General features: G+C 73.9%; 18 protein-coding genes and 1 pseudogene. 3 read left to right on the forward strand and 16 right to left on the reverse strand.

From position 1 onward, the window contains the following. Positions 1-91: 91 nt before the first annotated feature. The 5 genes from rsmA to metG form a co-directional block, all read right to left on the reverse strand. Positions 92-1,054 (reverse strand): 16S rRNA (adenine(1518)-N(6)/adenine(1519)-N(6))-dimethyltransferase RsmA, encoded by a 963-nt coding sequence (rsmA, locus tag FHN55_RS17830; RefSeq protein ID WP_139713701.1) that lies wholly within the window; start codon positions 1,052-1,054, stop codon positions 92-94. Positions 1,055-1,059: 5 nt separating this feature from the next. Then, positions 1,060-2,208, reverse strand: coding sequence for a resuscitation-promoting factor (locus FHN55_RS17835; protein ID WP_180357928.1), 1,149 nt, complete (start codon positions 2,206-2,208; stop codon positions 1,060-1,062). Between the two features lie 281 nt (positions 2,209-2,489). Further along, positions 2,490-3,380, reverse strand: coding sequence for a TatD family hydrolase (locus FHN55_RS17840; RefSeq protein ID WP_373995750.1), 891 nt, complete (start codon positions 3,378-3,380; stop codon positions 2,490-2,492). Between the two features lie 32 nt (positions 3,381-3,412). Beyond that, positions 3,413-4,192: a DUF559 domain-containing protein gene (locus FHN55_RS17845; protein WP_139713684.1), complete on the reverse strand. Its 780-nt coding sequence runs from the start codon at positions 4,190-4,192 to the stop codon at positions 3,413-3,415. Between the two features lie 419 nt (positions 4,193-4,611). Further along, complete coding sequence (metG, locus tag FHN55_RS17850) at positions 4,612-6,408, reverse strand: methionine--tRNA ligase (protein WP_139713685.1); 1,797 nt, start codon at positions 6,406-6,408, stop codon at positions 4,612-4,614. Between the two features lie 118 nt (positions 6,409-6,526). Between metG and FHN55_RS17855 the strand changes: the two genes are divergently transcribed. Both FHN55_RS17855 and FHN55_RS17860 read left to right on the forward strand, forming a co-directional pair. Next, positions 6,527-8,362: an Ig-like domain-containing protein gene (locus tag FHN55_RS17855; protein WP_139713686.1), complete on the forward strand. Its 1,836-nt coding sequence runs from the start codon at positions 6,527-6,529 to the stop codon at positions 8,360-8,362. Positions 8,363-8,496: 134 nt separating this feature from the next. After that, positions 8,497-9,891, forward strand: a complete 1,395-nt coding sequence (locus FHN55_RS17860) for a right-handed parallel beta-helix repeat-containing protein (protein ID WP_218974802.1) — start codon at positions 8,497-8,499, stop codon at positions 9,889-9,891. Between the two features lie 20 nt (positions 9,892-9,911). Here the strand turns inward: FHN55_RS17860 and FHN55_RS17865 are convergent, their stop codons facing one another. The 11 genes from FHN55_RS17865 to FHN55_RS17915 all read right to left on the reverse strand — a co-directional run bounded on the left by FHN55_RS17865 (position 9,912) and on the right by FHN55_RS17915 (position 24,070). Continuing rightward, positions 9,912-10,904 (reverse strand): glycosyltransferase, encoded by a 993-nt coding sequence (locus tag FHN55_RS17865; RefSeq protein WP_139713688.1) that lies wholly within the window; start codon positions 10,902-10,904, stop codon positions 9,912-9,914. Beyond that, positions 10,904-11,971 carry a polysaccharide pyruvyl transferase family protein gene (locus FHN55_RS17870; RefSeq protein ID WP_139713689.1) on the reverse strand — a complete coding sequence of 356 codons (1,068 nt, stop codon included), beginning with the start codon at positions 11,969-11,971 and terminating at the stop codon, positions 10,904-10,906. Before FHN55_RS17870 ends, FHN55_RS17865 begins: the two co-directional genes overlap by 1 nt. Further along, positions 11,968-13,086, reverse strand: coding sequence for a glycosyltransferase family 4 protein (locus FHN55_RS17875; protein WP_139713690.1), 1,119 nt, complete (start codon positions 13,084-13,086; stop codon positions 11,968-11,970). The genes FHN55_RS17870 and FHN55_RS17875 overlap by 4 nt, the downstream gene beginning before the upstream one ends. Then, positions 13,083-14,438, reverse strand: a complete 1,356-nt coding sequence (locus tag FHN55_RS17880) for a hypothetical protein (protein WP_139713691.1) — start codon at positions 14,436-14,438, stop codon at positions 13,083-13,085. The genes FHN55_RS17875 and FHN55_RS17880 overlap by 4 nt, the downstream gene beginning before the upstream one ends. Before the next feature lie 56 nt (positions 14,439-14,494). Beyond that, positions 14,495-15,409, reverse strand: a complete 915-nt coding sequence (locus FHN55_RS17885; RefSeq protein WP_139713692.1) for an alpha/beta hydrolase — start codon at positions 15,407-15,409, stop codon at positions 14,495-14,497. After that, positions 15,406-16,542, reverse strand: a complete 1,137-nt coding sequence (locus FHN55_RS17890) for an acyltransferase (protein WP_180357929.1) — start codon at positions 16,540-16,542, stop codon at positions 15,406-15,408. Before FHN55_RS17890 ends, FHN55_RS17885 begins: the two co-directional genes overlap by 4 nt. 8 nt (positions 16,543-16,550) lie before the next feature. Continuing rightward, positions 16,551-17,822 carry a polysaccharide pyruvyl transferase family protein gene (locus FHN55_RS17895; RefSeq protein WP_139713694.1) on the reverse strand — a complete coding sequence of 424 codons (1,272 nt, stop codon included), beginning with the start codon at positions 17,820-17,822 and terminating at the stop codon, positions 16,551-16,553. Then, positions 17,819-19,375 carry a lipopolysaccharide biosynthesis protein gene (locus tag FHN55_RS17900; protein WP_218974803.1) on the reverse strand — a complete coding sequence of 519 codons (1,557 nt, stop codon included), beginning with the start codon at positions 19,373-19,375 and terminating at the stop codon, positions 17,819-17,821. Before FHN55_RS17900 ends, FHN55_RS17895 begins: the two co-directional genes overlap by 4 nt. Next, positions 19,372-20,370 (reverse strand): GDP-mannose--glycolipid 4-beta-D-mannosyltransferase, encoded by a 999-nt coding sequence (locus FHN55_RS17905; RefSeq protein WP_139713695.1) that lies wholly within the window; start codon positions 20,368-20,370, stop codon positions 19,372-19,374. The genes FHN55_RS17900 and FHN55_RS17905 overlap by 4 nt, the downstream gene beginning before the upstream one ends. A 71-nt stretch (positions 20,371-20,441) precedes the next feature. Next, positions 20,442-21,923, reverse strand: coding sequence for an O-antigen ligase family protein (locus FHN55_RS17910; RefSeq protein WP_139713696.1), 1,482 nt, complete (start codon positions 21,921-21,923; stop codon positions 20,442-20,444). Beyond that, positions 21,920-24,070 carry a glycosyltransferase family 4 protein gene (locus FHN55_RS17915; protein ID WP_139713697.1) on the reverse strand — a complete coding sequence of 717 codons (2,151 nt, stop codon included), beginning with the start codon at positions 24,068-24,070 and terminating at the stop codon, positions 21,920-21,922. The genes FHN55_RS17910 and FHN55_RS17915 overlap by 4 nt, the downstream gene beginning before the upstream one ends. 335 nt (positions 24,071-24,405) lie before the next feature. Here FHN55_RS17915 and FHN55_RS17920 point away from each other — a divergent pair. After that, a pseudogene (locus tag FHN55_RS17920) lies at positions 24,406-24,667 on the forward strand (hypothetical protein); the annotation flags it as partial.

Raw genomic sequence — 24,667 nt, forward strand, 5'->3', positions numbered from 1 at the left:
GCCTGACGACGGCCGCCTGCGGACGCACCCTCGACGAACCTGGGGCAACTCTGGCAGATCGCTGCTCGCCGAAGAACCACTTCACGCAACGTTAACGCTCAGCGATGTACCCACCTCGGGGGGACGAGCTCGGAGCGGACCCTGCCGAGGCGGCCTCCGCGACCCGCGCGAAGGCGCCCACGTCGAGGCGCTCCCCGCGCAGCGTCGGGTCGACCCCGGCTGCGCGCAGCACCTCCTCGGCGCGGGCCGACGAGCCCGCCCAGCCTGCCAGCGCAGCGCGCAGCGTCTTGCGACGCTGCCCAAAGGCGGCGTCGACCACGGCGAACACCTCCTCGCGGGAGGCGGCGGTGCTCGGCGGGTCGCGGCGCACGAGGCGGACCAAGGCGCTGTCGACGTTGGGCACCGGCCAGAACACCTGCCGCCCCACGGCACCGGCCATCGAGGCCTCGGCGTACCAGGCGGCCTTGACGCTCGGGACGCCGTAGGCCTTCGAGCCGGGCCCGGCGGCGAGCCGCTCGGCCACCTCGGTCTGCACCATGACCAGCACCTGCTCGAGCTGCGGCATCCGCGCGAGCAGCGTGAGGATCACCGGGACGGCCACGTTGTACGGCAGGTTGGCCACGAGCTTGGTCGGGGCCCCGGCAGCGGCACCGGCGTCGCCGGCGAGCGAAGGCAGCTCGGTGACCTCGAGGGCGTCGGCGCGGAGGACCTGCAGGTGGGCGGCCAGCCCGCCGTCGGGGTCGGCGGCGAGGTCCGGACGGCGGGCTGCCACGGTGGCCGGGAGCTCGGCGGCGAGCCTCTCGTCGATCTCGACGACGACGACGCGCGCGCCCGCCGCGAGCAGCGCCAGCGTGAGCGACCCCAGCCCGGGGCCGACCTCCAGCACGACGTCGCCCGGCTGAACGCCGGCCTTGGCGGCGATCCGGCGGACGGTGCCGGCGTCGTGGACGAAGTTCTGGCCGAGCTGCTTGGTCGGGCGCACGCCGAGACGGCCCGCCAGGGCCCGCACGTCAGCGGGCCCCAGCAGGCCGTCGTCAGCTGGTGAGGTGCTCAGAGCGGTCAGCGCAGCCCGAGCTTGCGGGTGCAGGAGGGCCAGGCGCCCCAGCCCTGCGCGGCCTGGACCTTCTGGGCGATCGCGATCTGCTGCTCGCGCGAGGCGTTGCTCGCCAGCCCGGTCCCTCCGTAGGCGCGCCACGTGCCGGCGGAGAACTGCAGGCCGCCGTAGTAGCCGTTGCCCGTGTTGATCGACCAGTTGCCGCCGGACTCGCACTTGGCGATGGAGTCCCACACGGAGCCGCCGCCGACCGCCGGGGCCGCCGCCGGGGCGGGCTTCTCCTTGGTGCCGGTCACCTGGACCTGCGTGACGGGCGCGGTGACGACCTTCGGCGCGCCGACCTGGGTCTTGGAGACCTGCTGGCCGTCCTTGGTGACCACCTCGAAGGTGGTCTCCTGGGTGCCCTTGACGCCCTTGGTGGTGATGTCGGTGTCGCCCTTGTAGAGGTCGCCCGACTCCGTGGTCTGCGTCTCGAAGGGGATCTCCGAGTCCTCGGTGACCGTCTGCTTCACCACGCGCACCACCTGCACGGCGGTCCCGTCGACCACGGCGTCGGCCAGCGGCACGGAGGGCTCGTCGTCGGCGCCCAGCGTGACGCCCGCGTCGGCCAGCAGGTCCGCGTAGGTGGTGGCGGTGGAGGTGACGGGCGTCGTGGCGCCGTCCACGGTGACCTGCACGGTCTTGGGCGTGCTGACGGTCAGCGCCATCCCCGAGCGCCCGAGCGGCGCGGAGCGGGAGGCGGAGACGGCGGCGCCGTCGGCGCGCACCTGGAGGTCGGAGAGCGCGTCACCCACGGTCAGGGCCGTGGTCCAGCGGGTCTCGGTCTTGCCGTCCACCGTCAGCGTGAGCGGCCGCGCGTGCCGCACGACGATCGTGTCGCCGTCGTCGACCTTCGCGGTCGCGGGCAGCGAGACGGCGTCGCGGCTTCCCAGCTCCACGTCGGCGGCGGACAGCGCCGCGTCGACCGTGGTGCCGAACATGCGGACCTGCTGGGTCTGCCCGTCCACGTCGAGGTTGACGGTGGTGTCGTTGGCCGCCCACGCGGCGGTTCCTGCGACTAGGGCGGTGACGACGACGGCCTGGCCCGCGATGCGGGTCGCCCGGCCGGAGGGGATGAGGCGCACGAGGTCCCTAGCTTCGGTGTCCCCGGGCACAGGAACCGGACGGCGCTCACGTGCGGCAGCCGGGCGGCGAGGTGCGCGCGCCGGCGGCTCGGCCCGACGGCGCCCGTGGTGGCTGGGAAGCGGGGCGAACTCGTGGGGGGAGTCGTCGTCCGGGAGGTTTCCGATCCCGGCTGTCGGGGTACGACCGTAGGCGGACGCGTCCGATTCGTCCAGACCGCGCCTGCGCTGACGCGGAAGGTTGAAGGTTTCTTTACCTTCCCACGCCTCTTCAGTGGCGCACCCGGGGGGAAGGGTGACGGTCGGTGTGGACATCACCACTGACCGTAGAGGTACTCACTGCTCTGGCTCAGGATTCCCACGAGTTCGTCTTCGTCGTGTCGCAGCTCCGATGCGATCACCCGGACGGTGAGAGGTACCAGGTGGCTCCCGTTCGGGCGCCCCCGGTGCGGCACGGGGGTGAGGTAGGGGGCGTCGGTCTCCACCTGGAGGATGACGGGCGGCACCGCTCGGACCGCCTCCCGCAGGGCGTGGTTGCTCTTGAACGTGACCGTCCCGGCGATGCTCAGGTACCAGCCGTTCTCTGCGCACAGCCGCGCCATGGCCGCGTCGCCGGAGAAGCAGTGGAACACCACGCGCTCCGGCGCGCCTTCGGCGCGGAGGACGTCGAGGACCTCGGCGTGGGCGTCGCGGTCGTGGATCTGCAGGGTCGCACCCGTGCGCTTGGCGATGGCGATGTGCGCGGCGAAGCTCGTCTGCTGCGCGCGGCGGGCGGCCTCGTCGTCCCAGTCGGTGCGGAAGGAGTCCAGACCGGTCTCGCCGACCACGCGGATGCGGTCGTTGGTGGTGGCGAGGCGCTCGACCTCCGCGAGCGCGGCGTCGAGCTGACCGGCGCGGGCCAGGTCCGGCGCCTCGTTGGGGTGCACGGCCACGCCGCCCAGCAGCTGCGGCCAGCGGCGCACCGCGCGATCGGTCCAGGCGCGGGCGGCGGCGTCGCAGCCGATCTGCACCGCGCGCGGCACGCCCGCGGCGGCGGCCGCCCCGAGGAGGCGCTCCACCGCGTCGTCGTCGAGGTGGTCCAGGTGGGTGTGGTCGTCGACAGCTCCTGCGCCGCCGGCCAGCGGGAGGGGCTCGGGCACCGGCGGGTACCCCGCCGGCAGCTCCGGCGGCCCGGCCACCTCGGTCTCGCGGTCAGCGTCCTCCAGCACGCCGTCCACCCTGCCCCACCTGCACCGGGTTACCACCGCAGGCCCGCCGCCCGGAGCTCGCCGCCGACCCAGCGCACGACGTCGCGCGGCTGCCTCATCACCTCGCGGGAGGAGACCACCACCTGGGTCCAGCCGTGGTCCTTCGTGGTGCGGTTGCGGCGGATGTCGCTCTCGTGCTGGGTGTCAGCGGCGTGGTGGGGACCATCCACCTCGACAGCCACACGCACCGACTCCCACTGGAGGTCGGGCCAGATCCCGGCCCTGCCCTCCCTGGGGATGGGCGCCGCGTAGTGGCTCGCCTCCGGGACGCCAGCCTGGAGCAGCAGGAGCCGCAGCCGCGTCTCGACCGGCGGGCACACCTCGCAGCGCACCAGCCCGAGCAGCCTCGTCGCGCGCGCCTGCTGCTCCACGGGCAGCCGCTCCACCGCGGCGACCATCGGAGCCTTGTCACCCTCCAGCCGCCGCAGCACCGCATCGCCGAGGGCGATCCCGCTCTCGTCGTCCAGGTCGGCGCACCGCACCGCCCACAGGTCCTCCGGCGACAGGACGAGCACCCCCTTCACCCGCCACAGCACGGTCTCGGGGTGCAGCCGCTCGTCGAGCACGCGGATCCTGGCACCACTCGGGGGCTGCACCTCGCCCCGGACGGCGACGACGGGTTCGGCGGCCATCGGGTCCGGCGCACCGAACGGCGTCGGCAACCCGAACGCCACCACCGCGCAGGTCCCAGCTCCCGCGGTGCCGGGAGGAGACGCCAGCAGGGCGCACTCCAGGCGCAGCAGCGAAGTCCACTCCCGCGAGCTGCTCACGCGGACGCCGCGGTGTGGCGCGCGGAGGTCGGCGGCCCGGAGCCTGCGTGGGCTCACACCAGCCTCCAACGCCTCCGCGACGGTGAACGGCCGGCGCCTGAGGGCCGGCGGGAGGGGTGCGGGGGGACGGGCCACTCATCAAGGGTGGAGCAGATCGCGATCACGCCGCTGGCGCTATCCACAGGCAGTCACTCAAGGCCTTCTCCAGGCTGCAGAGGGTCATCGCAGATCCGTCTCCGCCTTCGCCCCTCGCCCAGGGTGCGGAAGTCCGCCCGGAACGTCGGAACCTCGCCGGATGTGTCGGAACCAACTCCGAGTTCCGACACCTCCAGCGAGGTTCCGACACGTGAGGAGGAGTTTCGACCTGTTCGGCGGGCCGTCGTGGGCTGCGAGTGCGCCCGAGCAGACGGGAGCCGGGGTCAGGAGTCTCCGCGGAGGCGGGCCAGCTCCTCGTCGACCACCGACTCGTCGAGCTTGGTGAAGATCGGCGAGGGCGCCGCCACCGGCGTCCCGGGCACCACGTCGCGCGGAGCCCACGCGGGCGCCGAGGAGTAGTCGCCGGTGATGACGGGGTAGCCGGGCCCGCCGTCGAGGTCGTCCACCTCCGCGATGACCGGCATCGGCTGGAACACCCCCTCTCCGCCCAGCGCGCGGTGCACCAGGGAGGAGGAGTGCGGCAGGAAGGGCGAGAGCAGCGTGTTGAGGTCGACCACGGCCTGCGCCGCCACGTGCAGCACCGTCTCCATGCGCGTCGGGTCGGTCTTCTTCAGCTGCCAGGGCGCCTGCGCGGCCAGGTAGCGGTTGGCCTCGCCGGCCAGGCGCATCGCCTCGGTGATGGCCGCCTTCTGGCGGTGCCCCTGGATGAGGCCGCCCACGGTGGCGAAGCCGCCGCGCACCGCCGCCAGCAGCGCCTCGTCGTCGTCGGTCAGCTCCCCGGCCTCCGGGATCGCGCCGACGTTCTTGGCGATCATCGACGCGGTCCGGTTCACGAGGTTGCCCCACGTGGAGACCAGCTCGTCGTTGGTGCGCCGGACGAACGCCTCCCACGTGAAGTCGGAGTCCTGGTTCTCCGGCCCGGCCACCGCGATGTAGTAGCGCAGCGCGTCGGGCTGGTAGCGGGCCAGGAAGTCGCGCACGTAGATGACCACGCCGCGCGAGGACGAGAACTTGCCGCCCTCCATCGTCAGGAACTCCGACGAGACCACCTCGGTCGGCAGCTCCAGGGCGCCGTACTCCCCCGGCTCGCCGCCGCGCGAGCCGCGGCCGTCGTACCCGAGCAGCTCCGCCGGCCAGATCTGGGAGTGGAAGGTGATGTTGTCCTTGCCCATGAAGTACGCCGAGCGCGCCTCCGGCGTCGACCACCACGCGCGCCACGCCTCGGGGTCGCCCGAGCGCCGCGCCCACTCCACGGACGCCGACAGGTACCCGATCACGGCGTCGAACCAGACGTAGAGCCGCTTGTTCGGCTGGTCGCGCCAGCCGTCCAGCGGCACCGGGATGCCCCAGTCGATGTCGCGGGTCATGGCGCGCGGGCGCACGTCGTCGAGGAGGTTGAGGGAGAACTTGAGCACGTTGGGCCGCCACGCGCCGGCCTCGTCGCGTCCGTGCAGCCACTCCCCCAGCGCCTCCGCGAGCGCGGGCAGGTCGAGGAAGAAGTGCTGGCTCTCCACGAACTGCGGCGTCTCGCCGTTGATGCGCGAGCGCGGCTCGACGAGGTCGACCGGGTCGAGCTGGTTGCCGCAGTTGTCGCACTGGTCGCCGCGGGCGGAGCCGTACCCGCAGATGGGGCAGGTGCCCTCGATGTACCGGTCGGGCAGGGTGCGGCCCGTGGACGGCGAGATCGCGCCCATGGTCGTCTGCTCGACCATGTACCCGTTGCGGTGCACGGTGGCGAACAGCTCCTGCGCGACCGCGTAGTGGTTGCGCGTGGTGGTGCGGGTGAACAGGTCGTAGGACAGGCCCAGGGCCACGAGGTCCTCGACGATGATCCGGTTGTTCTTGTCCACCAGCTCCTGCGGCGTGACGCCCTCCGCCTCGGCCTGCACGAGGATCGGCGTCCCGTGCTCGTCGGTGCCGGAGACCATGAGCACGTCGTGACCCGCCATCCGCATGTAGCGGCTGTAGACGTCGGAGGGCACGCCGAATCCGGCGACGTGGCCGATGTGGCGCGGGCCGTTGGCGTACGGCCAGGCGACGGCGGACAGGACGTGGGTCATGGGACGAGGGTAGTGACGTCCCCCCTGCTAGGCCGGTGGTGGACGCTGGTCGCCCAGTGCGTCCGGATTGCCCCATACTCCCCGTCGGACCAGTGCGCCACCCGGGGGGAAGCAGACCGTGAACAGCAGTGACGACCGCCGCGCCAGGGAGCTGACGCGTCGCACCTTCACGACGGCAGCGCTGTCCGTCCTGAGCGTCGGGGCCTTCGTCGCCCCCGCCCGCGCGGCCACTCCCGCGCCGAGCCCGAGCCCCAAGCTCCCGGGCGAGTACTACCGGCGCGGCAACCAGGTCTCGAAGAACACCGGGGTGCTGTACGACGACATCACGGTGCGCATCCAGGGCGACCCCGCGCGCCTGTTCGTCCCCCAGACGGTGAAGCCGGGTCAGCCGGTGCGCTTCGTGTGGCTGTACCACGGCGCCGGCAGCGACCACAACGCGATCGCGAACGGCTTCGGCAACCTCTCCCAGCGCCTCGTCGAGGCGGGCGTGGTGACGATCTGCCAGAACGACGGCGGCACCCTCTACTCCCACCCGACGGCGCAGTCGATCCAGGCGGCCGGCTACGCGTGGGCCGCCGGCGTCTACACGGTGGTCTCCAACGTCCTGCGCGCCACCTCGGGCGGCGGCGCCCTGGCCTGCTGGACGCTCGGCGCCAAGGTGATCCCCAACATCGCCGGCATGTACAACGTCAACGCCGTGTACGACCTCGAGGCGCTCTACTACGGCAGCGCACCCGACGGCCGCGACCGCGCCAGCATCGTCGCCGCCTTCGGCGACGACCCCGCGGCCATCGCCGCGGCCAACCCGGCCAAGCTGGGCCAGGCGGCCTGGAGCGGGTCGACGATGCGCATCGTCGTCTCGCAGCCCGACTCGAGCGACCGGACGGTCCCGCCGGAGCAGCACGGCCTCGCGCTGCTCTCCCTGGCCACGCCGGTGGCCAAGGAGGCCACCATGCGGGCGCACTCGCTCGGGCACCAGACGCCCGGCTTCGCCGAGCCCGACTTCCTGGCGCAGATCCCGCGGTGGGCACCGGCGCCCGTCGTGACGGACACCACCGCGCCGACCGTGAGCGTCACCGCGCCCACCGCCGGGGCCTCCCTCAGCGGCACCAGCGCCCTGAGCGCCACCGCCACCGACAACACCGCCGTCACCGCGGTCACCTTCACCGCCACCGCCGGCACCACCACCAAGACCGTCGCGGCCACCGCCCCCAGCGGCACCGGCACCACCTGGAACGCCAGCCTGGACACCACCACGCTGCCCAACGGCCCGGTCAGCATCACCGCCACCGCCCGCGACGCCGCCGGCAACACCACCACCAGCACCGCCGTCAGCGCCACCGTCGCCAACGCCGACACCGCCGCACCGACCGTGTCGGTGACCGCGCCCACCGCCGGGGCCTCCCTCAGCGGCACCAGCGCCCTGAGCGCCACCGCCACCGACAACACCGCCGTCACCGCGGTCACCTTCACCGCCACCGCCGGCACCACCACCAAGACCGTCGCGGCCACCGCCCCCAGCGGCACCGGCACCACCTGGACCGCCAGCCTGGACACCACCACGCTGCCCAACGGCCCGGTCAGCATCACCGCCACCGCCCGCGACGCCGCCGGCAACACCACCACCAGCACCGCCGTCAGCGCCACCGTCGCCAACGCCACCGCTGACACCACAGCCCCCGCGGTCACCATCACCGCACCCGCGGCCGGTGCCGTCATCTCGGGAAGCGTCACCACAACGGCGCAGGCGTCCGATAACGTCGGGGTCACGTCGGTGAAGTTCTACGCCAGCGGCCGTCTCGCCGGGTCCGGCGTGCTGTCCGGCGGCCTGTGGAGGCTGACGATCAGCACCTCCAAGTTCGCCAACGGCAGCTACAGCATCACGGCAGTCGCGGCGGACGCCGCAGGCAACACCACCACATCGGCGGCAGTCCCGGTGACCGTGCGCAACTGACACACGGTCTGCGGAGCGCCGTCCGTGTCGAAGGAGGCCCCGTGGACCGCAGCAGGCACGCGTCTGCACCGACGGCGACGCGCCGCTCCCCCAGCCGTCGGGCGCGGCGCGCGCGCCGCGCGCGAGGACCGCTGGTGGGCGTCGGCGTCGGTGCGCTGGCCACCGTCGTCCTCAGCGTCCTCGCCGCCAGCTCCGCGCCGCAGGCGTCCTCAGGAGGGGTGCCCACCAGCCCCGTCGAGCTCGACGCGGTGGCTGCGCAGGGCGTCGCCACCGACGCCGAGGTGCAGCTGACCACCGCCCCCTGGTCCGACGGGGCCGAGGTGTCGTGGACGCCGGTGCTGGGCGCGGTCGGCTACGACCTCTTCCGAGCGCCGGGAACGCGTGAGCAGGTCGGAGCGGGACCCGAGGGCTGGGTGAGGGTGAGTTCCGACCTCATCTCGCAGACCCGCTTCCGGGACGCCGGGCTCACGGCGGGCAAGACCTACACCTACGCCGTGAAGGCGAGGTACCCGGAAGTCGCAGCGACGGCCGAGCTGCGGCGCCCCGTCGACCTGCCCACGTCGTCCGTCGTGCCCGCCGACCCCCTCGCCTCCTTCGCGCCCCTGCTGTCCAGCACCTGCCCCGCTGCGGCCGCGAAGCCGGGCACGCTGGTGCGCACCGCGGAGCAGCTGACCGCAGCGCTCGCGGGAGCGCGCCCGGGGGACGTCATCCGGCTCGCTGACGGCACCTACCGCGGCCCCTTCCGGCTCTCGGCCAAGGGCACGTCACAGGCGCCCGTGTGGCTGTGCGGCGGCCGCGGGGCGGTCCTCGAGAACGGCAGCACCAGCTCGGGCACCGCGCTGCGCATCGACTCGGCCAGCCACGTCGGCGTCAGCGGCTTCACCGTCACCCGAGCGCTGCACGGAGTCTTCGTCAAGGGCAGCTCCGACGTCGTCGTCACCGGCCTGGCGGTCCAGGACATCGGGTACGAGGGCGTCCACGTCTACGGCTTCTCGGAGGACGTGGTGGTGCGGGGGAACCGCATCCAGGACACGGGTGTCGAGGACGTCGCCTTCGGTGAGGGCGTCTACGTCGGGACCTCCGACCGCCGGTGGGAGGAGGTGACCGGTGGGGAACCCGACACCACACGACGCGTGGCCGTCGTGGCCAACACGATCACCGACGCGGGAGCAGAGCCGATCGAGGCGAAGATGGGGACGTCGGACGGCATCATCCAGGGCAACACCCTCCGCGGGCACCAGCCGGGCTCGCGCGCCAGGGCCTGGGTGCTCGTCACCGGCAACGACTGGCTCGTCCGCGGCAACGACGGCTCGGGCGCCGTCAACAACGGCTACATGCTCATGCGGCAGGGCGGTGAGTGGGGGCACGACAACTCGGTCGTCGGCAACACCGGCGCCGTCGACGCGCCGGGGTGGGGCGTCCTGCTGCAGAACCCGGGCTCGCCCCCTCCGAAGGGCGCCATCGTCGGGTGCGACAACTACCTGACGGGGGCGACGGCGGGCGCGTACAGCGGCCCCTGCCAGAACTGACGGGACGTCGAGGCGACGGCTCAGCGCGCGGCGACGCGCAGCAGCCTCCTGTAGAGGGGAAGGCTCGCGCGCGCCGCCGCGGCCAGGGCGAGTCGCCTCGGGTCGCGCTGCCGACCGACCGCCGTCAGCTCCTGCCACCCGATCTGGCGGCGCAGTGCGCTCGCAGCGCGGGCGGACTCGTCCGGCGGGTAGGCGCCGCTCAGCGCGTCCTTGATGCCGGAGAGCAGCAGGTACCGAGTGGTGAAGTACCGGTGCTCCGGTGACCCCGAGAGGTGAGGAGCGCTGTGCACCAGGGCCCGCTCGACGGCAGGGCCGATGAGCGCGAGGGAAGCAGCGCGCCGTCGGGCGCTGGTGATGACGGACCCGGGACGGAGCCGGTACTCGTACACGACGGCGCCGGTGAAGGCGACGCGCTGAGCTCGCGCGAGAGCCCCCAGCACCGTGGGGAGGTCGGACTGGGTGGTCGCGGGGACCACCTCCACCGCGAGCAGCAGCTCCCGGCGGAAGAGCTTGTTCCACAGGTGCCCGGTGATGCGACCGGTCAGGGCCCAGCGCAGGGCCCGCTCGCCGGAGACGGACCCACCCTCCTGAGGGGGTGACAGGCGCCGCGCCGCCCGGCTCGCGCCCGTGCCCGAGGCGTCCTGCACCGCCGCCGCCACCACCACGTCGGCATCGCACGACCGGGCGGTGTCCAGGAGCGTCGCGGCGGCGTCGTCGGGCCAGTCGTCGTCGGAGTCGACGAACCAGACGTGCTCCGCACGGCTCTCCGCCACGCCCCGCTCGCGCGCGCGGGCCACGCCGCGGTTCTCGGGCAGGGCGACCACCCTCACCCGCGGCTCGCGAGCTGCCACGGCGCGGGCAGCCGCCAGGGAGCCGTCACGGGAGCCGTCGTCGACGACGACGACCTCGAGGTCGACGCTGCGCTGGCGCAGCAGGCGCTCCAGCGCTGCCGGCAGGTGCTCCTCGTCGTCGAAGACCGGGAGGACCACGCTGACCTGCGGCGTGGTGCTCATCACGCCCGCGCCCCGAGGGCGGCGACGGCGTCGCTGAGCCGGTCCAGCTCGCGGCGGGCGGCGATCACGCTCTCGACCACCCGCGACCGACGTCCCACCGCCCCCTCCAGGGCGCGAGCGACAGCGGCACCGCTCGTGGGCGAGTGCTGGACCGACGCCTCGCTGAGCCCTGCGGCGGCCAGCGTCCGGGTCGCCTTGTCCAGCGGCCCGGAGCTCAGGGCGAGCGGGGACGCGCCCTCGGTGGCGGCGATGACCAATCCGTGCAGGCGGTCGCTCACGATGACGGCGCTGCGGCGGTAGAGCGGCCGCAGCCGGGCCTCCATCTCCCCGTGGTGCGCAGACCCCCACGTCATGGCCTCAGCCCCTACCGCGTCGGCCAGCCGGCTCGCGAGCTCGCCGTCCCGACCGATCTGGGCCGTGAACACCGGGCGCAGCCCGAGCGAGCCCGCGGCAGCGGCGACCTCGTGGGCCCACTCGCTGCTGGGTTCGGGCCGGCGGTCGTGAGGGAGGCTGGCGCGCAGGGCCACCGCGAGGACGTCGCGCGGGTGCTGGGCGCGGAGTTCCTCGGTGGACGCGCCCTCGTGGAAGGCCCAGTCCGGAGCCGTCCGTCCCACGCCCATCCAGCGGTGCGAGTGCTCGTCGCGCCAGGTTACCTCCTGGCACAGCCGCAGCACTGCTGCCATCGGGTAGCGCCACGGGGTCGCTCGCCGCAGACCGACGCCGAGGTGCACGGAGGCGCCTCCGCGCAAGCGGTTGGCCACCAGCAGCGGCGCTGTGCGCAGGTAGCGCAGGGCGAAGCGACGCTCGAGCTCCTTCTCCCCCGTGTCGAAGGAGTAGAGCGCCGGAGTGCGGCCCAGGGTCCGCCGCAGCTCCGCACGCCACTCCGAGGACGTGCGGACGACGACGTCGTCAGCCTCGAGGCCCAACGCGCTGACCTGGTCGTCTCCAGGCCTGCCCACGTAGACGTGGAGCTGGCCGGCCCGCCTGACCGTGCGGAGGAAGGCGCGCCGCAAGACGGTGTCGCCGAGGTTGTCGTGCTGTCCGACTGCGGACGCGAAGACCTTCACGCGGCGGCCCGCCTGCCCGAGACGGCACCCTCGATGACCTTCTCGAGCGCCGTGCCGCTCGACCTGAGGCTGAACCGCTCCGCCCAGGCACCGACGACGTCGGCGTCCAGCCGGAGCCTGCTCGCCTCCTCGAGGGCGTCAGCGAGAGCGGTGGGCGTGCTCTCCAGGGCCAGCTGGCCCGTGATGCCCGGCACCAGGGCGTCGGCGACGCCGAGCGCCCCTGAGACGGCCACCGACGGGATGCCGGCGACCGCGGCCTCGACGAGCACGTTGCCGAAGCCCTCTCGGGCCGAGGCGAGCAGGTGGACCGAACCCTCGCTGCACTCGCCGGTCCAGTCCTCCACCCAGCCGCGGGCCTCGAGCTCGACGCCCGCCTCGCGCGCAGCTCGGTCCACGTCACCCGCCAGCGGGCCGTCTCCGAAGAGGACGAGCCTGGCCGGCCGACCGCGGCGCACCAGCTCCGCGACCGCCGCCACCGCGAGGAGGGGGCGCTTCTGGCGCACCATGCGGTGCGCGAGGACCACCTCGAGGGTCCCGCCGCCCCCCGCGCCGCGTCGCGCGGGCCGACCGCTCGTGAGGGCGGCCGCCGGGTTGGCCACCACCACGCAGCGCTCCGGAGAGACCCCCGCACCCGCGAGGAGCTCAGCGGCCACGGGGTGGGAGATGGCGATCACGCGATCGGCGCGGGGGTACGCCATGCGCGTGAGCTGGTGCTTGGCGCGGTGACCGATCCGCGCGCCCACCAACCCCGGGGTGACGAGGTTGCGCTCGGAGACCAGCACCGCCGGCCGCTGCGGCCGCCGCAGCGCCGTGGCCGCCGCGACCGCCACGAGGTTGGGGTAGGACTGCATGGCCAGGACCACGTCGCAGGGCTGCTGGGTCAGCTCCCGACGCAGCTGGGCCACCTTCTGGGCGTGCCCGCCGACCAGGTGGTCGAGCTGGACGCCCTCCGGGAGGTGGCCCGGCGCCTGCTTCCGCGAGGTCGCCAGGACCCTGACGCGGTGCCCGCGGGAGGCGAGCCACCCCATCCACGCACGCCCCACCGCCTCCGCGCCGCCGCCGTGCAGCGACGTGACGACGAAGGTGATGTCCCTCCCAGGGGGCGCCGCGGTCACCGGCGCCGCCCTGCCAGCGCGCGCACGGCCGGGTCGGAGTCAGGACCGCGGGTCGGCATGTCGGTGACCAGGGTCCCGACAGGAGCCAGTCCGGTCTCCTCGAGGTCGGCGATCGCGGCGCGCACCTGCGGCGTGGTCACGGCACCAGCGCGCACCACGAGGAGCGCCCCTCCGCACGACGATGCGGTGAGGCTGTAGCCGGCGCCCCCCAGCACCGGCGGGCACGACACCAGCACCAGGTCCGCGGTCCCGCAGAGGTCCTCGACCAGCTCGGTGAACGCCGCGGCGGGCAGGCTCCGGCCCCCCAGGCCCTCGGTCCGCCCCACGGGGATGACGCGCAGGCCCGGCACGCTGGTGGCGGTGGGACCGACGTCTGCGCCGTCCACCAGCTTCTCGACCAGACCGGGGACGCCGTCCAGCTCGAAGCGCGTCGTGACCCCGTGGTTGCCGGGATCGGCGTCCAGCAGCAGCACGTTGAAGCCCGCCGCGGCCACGGACGCAGCGAGGTTGCACGCCGCCTCGGCGGAGTCCTCGCGCTCGGTGCTGGCCAGCACCGCCAGTCCCTTCGCGTCCGCGACGCTGGTGTCCAGCAGGAGCGACGACGCGGCTGCGCGGTATCCGGACGCCGTGGGGCTCGTCGGCTGCTGCAGCACCTCGACAGCGGAGGGTCGGCGCTGCACCGGGACGCCCGCGAGCACCCGCAGGCCCAGCTCGTCCTCCAGCTGGGCACGGCTGTGGACGCGGCGGTCCAGGAACGTCAGGAGGACGGCGAGGGCCAGGCCGACGACGAGGCCACCGAACAGGCCGAGCTGCAGGCCCAGCAGGATGCCGGCTGGGCGGCTGCTCTCCCCCTCGCTGGCGGGAGCGATGACCTCGGCGCGCAGCGGTCCGGTGCCGCCGCTGGCCGGCGCCTCGAGCTGGTCGACGACCACCTTGACGAGGTTGTCGGCCACGCTCTGCGCCAGCACCGCGGCGTCCTGCGGGTTGGCCGCCTGCGCGGTGATGGTCATGACCACGCTGTTCTCGGCGATCGAGACGCTCACGTCCTCGGCGAGGTCCTCGGCCGTGGTGTTCATCCCGAGGTCGGAGATGACACCGTCCAGCACGCGCGGGCTGACCACCAGCTGCTGGTAGGAGAAGACCTTCTGCAGCGCGAAGTTGTTCGCCTGCACGAGGTCGCTGGGCGCGGCGTCAGCCGGGGCGTCGTAGGCGAAGTACAGGCTGGTGCTCGAGGAGTACCTGGCCGGCGTCAGCCCGGCGACGAGCGCGCCGACGCCTGCACCCACGAGGGCGAGGGCGACGACGGCGATCCACAGGCGCCGTGCCGTGCGCAGTGCGCTGCTGATGTCCATGGGTCGTCCTGTCTCTGCTGGGGTGCGTGGTCGGAGTCGGCGCGGCGCGAGGGCCGTCAGAGGTGGTCGGCGAGGAAGGCGTCGAGCGCCGAGGTGGTGTCGCTGTCGAGCAGCTCGAGGCCGTGCTTGGCCCCGGGCACGACGACGAGCTGGTGCTGCGCCCCCGCCTGCGCCAGGGCCTGGTCCATGACCTGGGCCTGGTCGAGCGGGACCAGCTCGTCCGACCCGATCACCTGCAGGAGCGGCGAGCTCTGGGCCGTGACGCGGAAGACCGGCGACGCCTCGCGGGCGGCGGAACACCTGCTGAGGTCCTTGCAGCCCATGTACTCGGTCGCGATCTTCGCGCTGGCGGCCGAGGCCCCGTCCGGGGAGGCGAGGGTGCCGGTGAAGTCCGTCGCTCCGGAGAGGGCGACGACAGCGCGGGGCACGACCGGTGGGTCACCCATGCCGACGGCCAGGGAGTCGGCGATGATCGCACCCGCGGAGCTGCCGATCACCGCGGTGCGGCTGGTGTCGAAGCCGTAGCGCTGCGACACGTCGGGCGTCGCCGCCCAGCCGAGCGCCGCCGAGGCGTCGAGGACCTGTGCTGGGAAGACGTCGGGCAGGAGCCGGTACTGGATGGCCAGGGCCGCGTAGCCGCGGTCGGCGAGCCGCTCGCACAGCTTCCTGACGTTGGACTTGTCACCCTGGGAGAAGCCCCCGCCGTGGAGGAGCAGCACGAGGGGCAGCGGTCCGGACTGGTCCTTGGGACGGCACACGTCGGCGACGAGCTGGTCGCCCTCGACCTCCCGGTACGGGACGTCCTCGTCGACCACGACGGTCGACTCCTGCGTGCGCCCGGGCAGCAGCTGCGGAGGCGGAGGCTCGGTGCACGCCGTGCTGAGGCCCAGGAGGGCAGCGGTGGCGAGGACGAGCACGCGGCGCGCCATGCCGCGGTCGCCGTCGCGAGCGCGGTGGAGGAAGTGGGTCACGAGGTCCTTCGGGGGGAAGCCGCTCTCGGCGCGGGGGCGGACGAGGAAGTGGCGGACGGTGCGGCTGGGGGCCGCTTGCGGCCGGTGAGGGCCCGCGGGGGGACGAACAGCCACCTGAAGCGGCTCAGGACCCGCCCGAGGAGCACGGACAGCAGGGTGACCGTGACGAGCATGGCGGCGAGCACGGCGAGCGGGCCCAGCGGCAGTGCGCCGCGGTCGCGGAGGGCCACGAGCACGGCGCACAGGACGGCGATGACGAAGATGTGCACGAGGTAGAGGTGCAGGCTCCGCGCTCCCAGGTAGGAGAGCCAGGACAGCGGCCGCAGCCTCACGAGCTGGCGCGCCGCGGTGCAGCAGGCCACCACGGCGCCGACCTGCCCGAGCATGGCGACACCCGGGACGCGGGAGCCGTAGGGCACGTAGGCGGCCACCGCCGCGAAGGTCCCCCAGACGGCCAGGCCCGCCAGAGGCGTCCACCACGGGGAGCGGCTCACGGCCGTGAAGAGCTGCTTGGACCAGAGCGCTCCGGCCAGGAAGTAGACGGCGTACTCGAGGACCCGATCCCACCCGACGTTGGTGGAGGTCATGAGCCCCGCGGAGACGAGGGCGGAGACCGCCGCCGCCACGGACACGACGGGGACTGCGGCGGCACCGCGCACCAGCCAGAGCAGCAGGGTCAGGGCGAACAGCGCCCAGATGAACCAGTAGCTGCTGGTGGGCCACACCGGGGCGAGCAGCAGGTACAGCGGCTCCTGCGCGGTGGCACCCGCGCCGTCACCGCGCACGTTGGGCACGAGCGCGTAGAAGGCGAACCGGACCACGGACCAGACGAGGTAGAGGTAGGCGTACCCGAGCAGGCGGCGCCTCCACGTGTCGCCCAGCGTCCACTCGACCACGCGGGCGTGGAACATGCCGGCCAGCGCGATGAAGACAGGCATCGGCAGCATCTCGAGGACCGTCTTGAGGCGCCCCATGCCGCCGACGTCCAGGCCGACGGAGCGCTGGAAGAGCATGCAGTGGTAGAGGATCACCGCGAGGATGGCCACGCCCTTGGCGAGGTCCACCCAGTCCTTGCTGCCTCCGGGCGGCGAGACCAGAGTCCTGGTCAGCCGCCAGCCCTGCCGTGCGCCCACCGCCGTGATCATCCGTGCAGCCCCCCCAGGCCCTCGACGTTGCGCAGCGCCCGCTCGCGCTGCCCGGGTAGATGGTGCTGCAGCCGGCCCGCCACGTCGCCGTCCTGCAGCGAGTCGAGCAGCGAGATCACCCGGCTGCCCATGCCCGGGGCCGGCTCGACGCACAGCTCCGGGACGCCGAGGGCCTCCATGAGCCCGCTCACCTTCCCCTGCGTGGAGAAGGTCACTGCCGGGACGCCGGCCATGAGCGACATGATCGCCAGGTGCATGCGGCCGGTCACCACCACCTGGGCCGACGCCGCCAGACCCCGCACCTCGGCCGGCGTGGGTGCACGCTCCACGAGGTGGACGCTGCCGGGCGGCACGTCGCCCGCGACGGCCTCCGCGACCGCGCGGCACGCGGTCAGGTCGTCACTGGTCCCCCGCAGCACGTGAGGGAGCAGCACCACCGCGAGCCCGGACGCGACGAGGTGCTCGACCAGCGTCCGGTACTCGGCGACCTGGTCGACGCGCTTGCCGACGAGGGCGCTCGCGTTGACGACGGCGAGGCCGCGCGCTCCGGACCGACGGGTCTGCGCTCGGGCCTGCTCGGCCAGGCCGTCGTCTGCGGACCGGGCGAGGAAGACGACGTCGGCCGTCTCCACCACACCGGGAACGCCGGTGGCCCGCGCGCGAGCCGCCGAGTGCGGGTCGCGCAGGAGCGGTGCGGCTCCGGCGCGAGCCGCAGCGCGGAGCGCCCTCGCCGCGGGGCGGCGCGGGCTCGCGTTCCAGCTGAAGCCCAGCAGCCGGGTGGGGACGCCCCTCAGAGCACCGAGCTCGGCGAGGAGGATGCGGTTCACCGAGCCGGTGAGGCTGTACCCCCCGTCGAGCATGTCCGCTCCGACCACGCTGAGCGAGGCGGCCGTGTCGAGGAGCTCGGCGAAGGCCTCGAGGTCCCTCGTGCGCTGAGCTCCGCGACCGTAGACGAGGTGCGGGAGCGAGACGACGTCCGCCGAGGCTGACAGGTGCGGAGCCAGGCGGAGGTCACCGGGGTTGCGCTCGACGACGACGACGCGCCCGCTGACGTTCTCGACGAAGGCCTCGACCATCGCGAGGTCCCCGGTGTTGCCGGCACCCGGCGGGCCCACGAGCACGTGCACCGGCACCGCGCCGGGAGGGGCGGCCACGCGGCCCCGCGCCGCTGCAGCGCGTCGCACGGCGGCGGAGGTCGCCCGGGAGGTCGCGGCGCGTCCGCGGACCGCAGCCCGGGTCCGGCGGACGACGCGAGCGACGGGGTTCACGACGCACCTCCGGGGACGAGGTCCTCGGCCTGGCGACGAGGAGCCGGAGCGCGACGGTTCCGCAGGTGGCCGACGAGCGCGAACAGCTCGCGGAGGTCACGCCGGTAGGGGGGCACGACGAGGGCCGTGACCGCGAGCGCCAGGAGCAGCACGAAGGTGCCCACGAGGAGGTCGAGGACCGGAGGCGAGGTCCACAGCGCGTCGAGCGCTTCGGTGGACGCGTAGGAGACGGCTCCGGCGGCCGCGTTGACCGCCAGCACCCGCGCCCCGGTGGTGAACATCATCCCGGCGGGGGCGTCGCTGCGCCGCGCCAGCCACAGCAGCTGCGACGGCCAGAGGACGAGGGAGGACACCGCGTAGGCGGTGGCCACCCCGAGCACGCCCCACGTCCCGCCGAGGGCGATGGCCCCGATCATCAGCGGACGGCTGACCAGCGCGAAGCGGAGGTTGGCGGCGGTCAGGCCCTTCGCGAGGATGACCCAGTAGGTGGCGTACCCGGCGGTGGACGCGAAGCCCGCGACGCTGAGGATGCGGAAGGGGGTCACGACGCCCTCCCACTGGCTCCCCAGTGCCACGTCGACGACCGCCTCGGCCTGAGCGGCGCACACGGCGAGCACGAGGGCCGTCGCGCTCAGCAGGGCGCCCTGACCGACCCTGAGGTAGCGGGCGAAGCGCTCCGGTTCGTCCTGCAGGCGGGACAGGACCGGGAGGGCGACCCTCGTGGACGGCGCGTTGATCTGCAGCAGCGGCAGCATCATGAGCTGGAAGGCGCGGTTGTAGAGACCCAGCGCGGAGGCGCCGACCGTGGCACCGATGACCACCGAGTCGACGTTCCGGCTGGAGTACCCGAGCAGCTGCACCGCCGCCAGGTTGGAGCCGAACTTCAGGAACTGGCGCATCGGAACACCCCGCCGCGGCAGGCCGGGGATCCAGCGCGTGGACCACACGAGCGCGACCAGCTGCACCAGCGCGGACGTCAGCTGCTGCGCCACGAGGGCCCAGTACCCGGCGCCCGCAGCGGCTGCGCCCACGGCGACCAGCAGGCCCGCCACCTGCGCCGACGTGTCCACCACGGCGAGCGCGGTGAAGCGCATGCGCCGGGTGAGGTCTGCCCGGTGCTGCGTCGCGACGCCGTTGAGCAGGAACGTCACGCTGATGGCGGCGGCGATCGGCACGAGCCGCTCGTCGTCGTACAGCGAGGCGATGGGGTGGGAGGCCGCGATCACCGCCAGCGTGAGCACGAGGCCGATGGCCGTGTTGATCCAGAAGAGGTTGGTCCGCTGGGCCAGGCTCACCTCCTTGGCCTGGATGGCGGCGGAGGAGAGGCCGAAGTCGCGCAGCACCTCGCCGATCCCGGTGATGGCCACCACCATCGTCACGACGCCGTAGGCCGACGGGTCGAGGAGCCGCGCGAGGACGACGATCCCCAGGAGCTGGACGCCGATGCGGACGACCTGGCCGATGGTGGTGACCGCGGCACCCCGCGCTGCCAGCCGGCCGTTGACCCTGGGCGCCTTCGGCGGCGGCGCCTGCGACCCGGTCGAGGCGCTCACGAGCGGCCTCGCGCACCACGACCACCGAGGAGGCGGTCATACAGGTCGGCGTGCTGACGGCCGAGCACGTCCCAGTCGCGGCCCGCCAGGTGGGGGCTGCCCCCGCTGCCCGCCCGGACGCGCTGCAGGGCGGACACGACGTCGTCAGCGGTGAGCTCGTCGTCGTAGAGGTGGACCCACTCCTCCCCCGCCTCGTCCCGCAGCGCCTCGGTGCTGGGGGTGCGGGGCACGAGGACCGGCCGGTCCAGAGAGAGGGCCACCAGGAGGGCTCCTGAGTTGTGCAGCTCCCGGTAGGGCAGCACCACCAGCTCCCCGGCGGTCACCTCGGCCACCAGGTCGGCGTCAGGGACGAACTCCAGCCGGGCGCTGAGCGCGGGCTCGCGGTCCACCGCGGACTCGACCAGCTCCCGCATGCCACCGGAGGGGCTGCCGACCACCCGCACGGCGGCGCCGCGGCGACCCAGCTCACCGGTGATCTCGATGAGGCGGTCCACGCCCTTGTAGGGACGGATGATGCCGGCGTAGACCACGCGTCCGCTGACCGCCTGGGACCGGGGGTGCTCGGCGAACCTGTCGCGGTAGTGCCCGTGGAGGATCACCGTCGAGCGCGTCCGACCGGCGTCACGCGGGACGCGCGTGGTGGGGTTGAGCAGCACGAAGTGGTCGGTGGCCCGGTCGACGGCCGCCAGGACCAGCGCCTCGGCGCGGGAGCCCGGCTCGTGGGGGGTCGTGTTGTGCACCGTCCTCACCACGGGCGTCCGCAGCACGCGGGTGCGCACCAGCAGGGCGAGCGCAGCGCTGCGCCGAAGGGCCCGCCGACGGCGGCTGCTGGCGCGGAGCAGCAGCTCGGGCCAGTGCAGGTGCAGCACGTCGTAGCCGCCCAGCAGGGCCCTGCGCCACGAGAAGTACTGCACCTGCACCTCGGCGGGCGCCATCTGCGTCACCTGGTCGACGAAGCGCGTGGTGCCGTTCGGCGCCGACAGCGAGTGGAGCACCCGCACGGTCCTCTGCCGAGGGCCTGGGTGCCGCCTGCTCGCGACCCCGCCCCTCTCCGTCGTCGTCCCGGTCACCGCTGGGCCTCCGCCTTCACGAGGGAGCGGGCCGCCCCGCTCGGAGCTCGGTCTGCGCCGGCGGCTGGAGCTCGCCGTGGACGGTGGTCTCGGCGCACAGCGGGCGGAGTCGGCGCTCCGTGCAGCGCCAGCAGCACGAGGAAGCCGATCAGGACGTGCATCGCCCTCACGGCGTCGAGGGAGTTGAAGCCGGTGACCGCCACCGCGTAGGCCACCAGCGAGGCGACCACGGCGACGTCGCGACGCGCCAGCGCAGCGGCGCACGCCGCCCCGACGAGCAGGACGAAGAGCACCAGCCCGGGCAGGCCGATGCTGATGAGCAGCTGCAGCAGGGAGTTCTCGATGACGATGTCGTCGAAGCGGCGGCCGGAGACGCCCGAGCTCGCAGGGCCCGAGCCCAGCCAGTCGCTGTCGTGGGCAGCGCGCAGGGCGATGTCGATGGCGCGCGTGCGGACCCCGGCGGAGAGTCCGGACTCCAACGAGTCCTCGCGCTCGGCGAGCGGCTGGAAGACGCTCAGACCCGCGAAGGCGATGAGGCCGAGCGGCAGCACTCCCAGCAGCCGGCGCGCCGCCGGGCGCGCCGCGATCAGGGAGACCAGCACCACGCCCACGGCGACACCCGCACCGAGGGCGAGCAGGGAGCCGCGGGAGACGGTCATCAGGGTGCCGAGCGCGGCGGCCCCGCCCAGGACGCCGTCGCGGGTGCGCCCGGTCTGCAGCCAGCTGACCAGGCCGAGCGTGGCGGGGACGACGAAGAAGGCACCAGCCCACAGCGGGTGCCCGAAGGACGCCTCGGCGCGGTAGACCGACCACGAGGCGTCGCGGGTGATGCCGAGCGCGCCGTAGACGGCCCCGTACAGGGGTGAGGTCCTCAGCACCTGCTCGGCCACGGCGTAGGCACCCAGCACCGCACCGGACCAGAGCAGAGCGGTGCGCAGGGCGGTGGCCTCGGCGCGCGCGTCGGGGACGAGCAGCGGCAGGAAGCACGAGACGACGAAGACGATCGTCCACGAGGTGCTGGTGGTGGGGATGACCGACCAGCCGACGGTCATCCAGAGCCACAGCACGAGGAGCAGGCCGAGCGCGTAGGTGGCGGCATGGGGCAGCACGTTGCGCAGCGCGGGATGGGGAGCAGGCGCGGCGCCGCCCACCTGCGGCGGGGTGCACCAGCGGCGCACCACCCAGACGTAGAGGATCACCAGCGCCGGTCGCAGCACGTTGCCGACGCCCTGGTCGGGCTGGAGCTGGGCCGGGAAGAACGCGAAGACGACCAGCGCGACGGCCGGCAGCAGCCGCACCGGCAGCGCGAGCAGCACCGCCAGCGCACCCACGGCGACCACCAGCGCGAGGACCGCGGCCACCGGGTTGCCGGACGCGACCCGGACGAACAGGCCGCTGAACGCCACCGTCCCGAGCAGCACGAGCAGCGCCCCGGCGGCAGCGCGGAACCAGCCGAGCTGGGCCACGAGCCCCCTCAACGGACGCTCCCACCGTGCAGGGCGTCCAGCCAGAGGTCCTCGACGCGCGGGAAGACGGACTCCGCGCTGAAGTCCACCGCACAGCCGTCGAGAGCGGCCGCGGCGAGGCGGTCGACCGCGTCAGGACGTCGCAGGAGGTCGTCGAGGGCCGCTTCCAGGGCAGCGGGATCCCCGGGCGGGACCACCACGCCCCGACCGCCCGCGAGCAGCTCGGGAACTCCACCGACGGACGTCGACACCACGGCGTTGCCCCGTGCCATCGCCTCTAGCAGGAACATGGGCATGGCCTCGCCGCGCGAGGGGAGCACCGCGATGCGCGAGCGGTCGAGCAGGTCCATCAGCTCCTCGTGCGGCAGCGCGCCGGCGAACCGGACGCCGGGGAGGTCTCGCCGCAGGACGGACTCGTCGGGGACGGGACCCGCGACCACGAGCTCCCAGCCGCGGTGGTCCAACCGCGACCAGGCCTCCTGGAGCACGTCGACGCCCTTGCGGTGGTCGACGACGCCGCCGAAGACCAGCAGGTCCTCCTTCACGGCGGGAGCACCCGCAGCGATCGCGTTGGGGATGACGTGCACCCGCTGGGAGGGCACCACTGCGGCGCTGACCGCGCGGGACTCCTCCGACAGGGCGATCACCCGGTCCGCGCTGCGCAGCACCGACCGCACCAGCCGGGGGTGCCGCGCGGCGAAGGCCGCGAAGGTGCTCCCGTGCAGGTGCGCGACGGTGGCGAGGCCGCGACGGCGGGCCAGCCGCAGCAGCAGGCCCTCGCGGACGAAGGAGCCCCGGGTGCTGAGGTGCCCGACGACGACGGTGCTGCGGCGCTCGAGCCGGAGGACCTGCCACACGGCGCCGAGGGCGGCGCGCCCACCGGCCACCAGGTCGTGCGGTGCGCCGCGCGAGGTGATGACGGCCACGCGCACGCGCTCGAAGGGCCAGGCGAGGTACCCGTTGAGGACTTGGACCATGCCCCCCGGCACGTCCCCCGTCCGCCCGAGGTGCACCACGAGCGGCCGTCGGTCGCTCTCGGTCTCGAGGCGGTCTGCCGCCACGCCCAGGAGGCGACGCACCTGGGAGCGGCGCTCGCGCAGGGCGGCGCGCGCCTCCAGGAGTCGGGCCACGGCCTCCTCGCGGCGCGCCTCGGCCGCGGTGAGGGCGGCGACCACCTCGTCCGCCGTCGCAGAGCCGGCGTCGGTGGTGATCCCGTGCAGACCGATGGCGGCGTAGTGGCGGTCGATCTTGTCCGACCCGCTGGTCACCGAACCGACCGGGACCGCACCTTCCGTGTGGGCCGCCACCACCACGTGCAGGCGGTCGGACACGGCGAGGGCGGCGCGGCGGTACAGGGCGCGCAGGCGCTGCTCCTGCTGCCAGTGGTCTCCAGCGGACCAGCCCAGGACCTCGCCCCCGAGGTCGGCGGCGAGGCGGTGGGCGCGCTCGTCGTCGGCGTCGACCTGTGCCACGGCCCACACGCGCAGGCCGTTCGCGGCGGCGTAGCGGCGCACTCCTTCGACCCACCCGGAGCCGGGGTAGGCCGGGGCCCTCTCGTCGCCGCGCACCGAGACGACGAGGAGGTCGCGCTCCGGTGAGCGCTCGGCCGCAGCGGCGACCACCTCGTCCGGGGCGCCCTCCCCGAAGGCGAGGTCGGGCATGAGCTCACCGACGCGCAGGTACTCGGCGGTGCGGACGTCGCGCCAGAGCGTGAGGTCCGACAGGGCCACGGAGGGCATCAGCAACGCCCGTGGGAGGGGCGCGAAGCCCCTGCTGCCCACACCGGCGCGGACCGCTCGGCCACCCCGCAGCCTGATGGCGGCCAGGAGCGGGAGCATCACGAGGTGCTCCTTCATCCCCACCAGGGTCAGCTGGATCTCACCCGGCTTGAAGAGGTAGGCGACGGGGCCGCGCAGAGCTGCGAGGAGGGCCGCGCGGTACCAGTCACCCAGGGATCGGTAGACGACGGCGTCGGCCGGGAGCTGCAGCCCCTCGTCGTAGCCCTCGGGAGACTGGCCCACGTAGACGTGCAGCTGCGCGGCGGGAGCGGCCCAGGCCATGAGCTGGCGCCGCAGGATGAGGTCGCCGATGTTCTCGTACTGCCCGCGTCCGACGGCGAAGACGCTGGTGACCGGCCGCCGCGTGACGTCGTCCCTCATGCGGTGGTGGGCAGCAGTCGCGGCGAGGCGGCGGGACCCACCGCGCCGTGTGGAACGGTGGACGCGGCTGCCACGTCTTCTTGACCGCACTCAGACACGGACACGTCCTGACTCCCCCGCCCCTTGACGCCGGCATTCGAGCCGCGACCGGAGCGGACTATAGGTGGACGTTCCTCCCGAACGGCACCTCGTCGCCGAATCGTCACCCGGCGTTCGGGTGACGACACGCCGACCGAAGTCCCTCCGGGCGCACGGTCCGGACTGCAAGATGGAAGGGCGTCGAGCACGTCGACGCCCCGCCCAGGTCGCGGGCCCAGCCAGTCGTGGAGCCCGGGATGACCATCCACCGGCGCCGCGGCGCGCTGCAGGCGACGTGCATCGCCGCGGGCGGCCTCGCCATGGCGCTGGTGCTGCCCGTCGGCAGCGCGGGGGCGGCGTCGCAGGACGTGCCACCAGCCCCCACCCAGAGCGCGCTCCAGGAGCAGCCCCCGCTCCCGACGCCCGCGGACCCGACCGGGAGTGGCGCCTCGTCACCCCCCGCCACGAGCGGGGACTCCCCGCCGTCGTTGCTGCCGACCTCGACCGCCTCGCCGCCGC

This window comes from Streptomyces sp. NP160, from assembly GCF_006335115.1.
GTDB lineage: Bacteria > Actinomycetota > Actinomycetes > Actinomycetales > Quadrisphaeraceae > Quadrisphaera.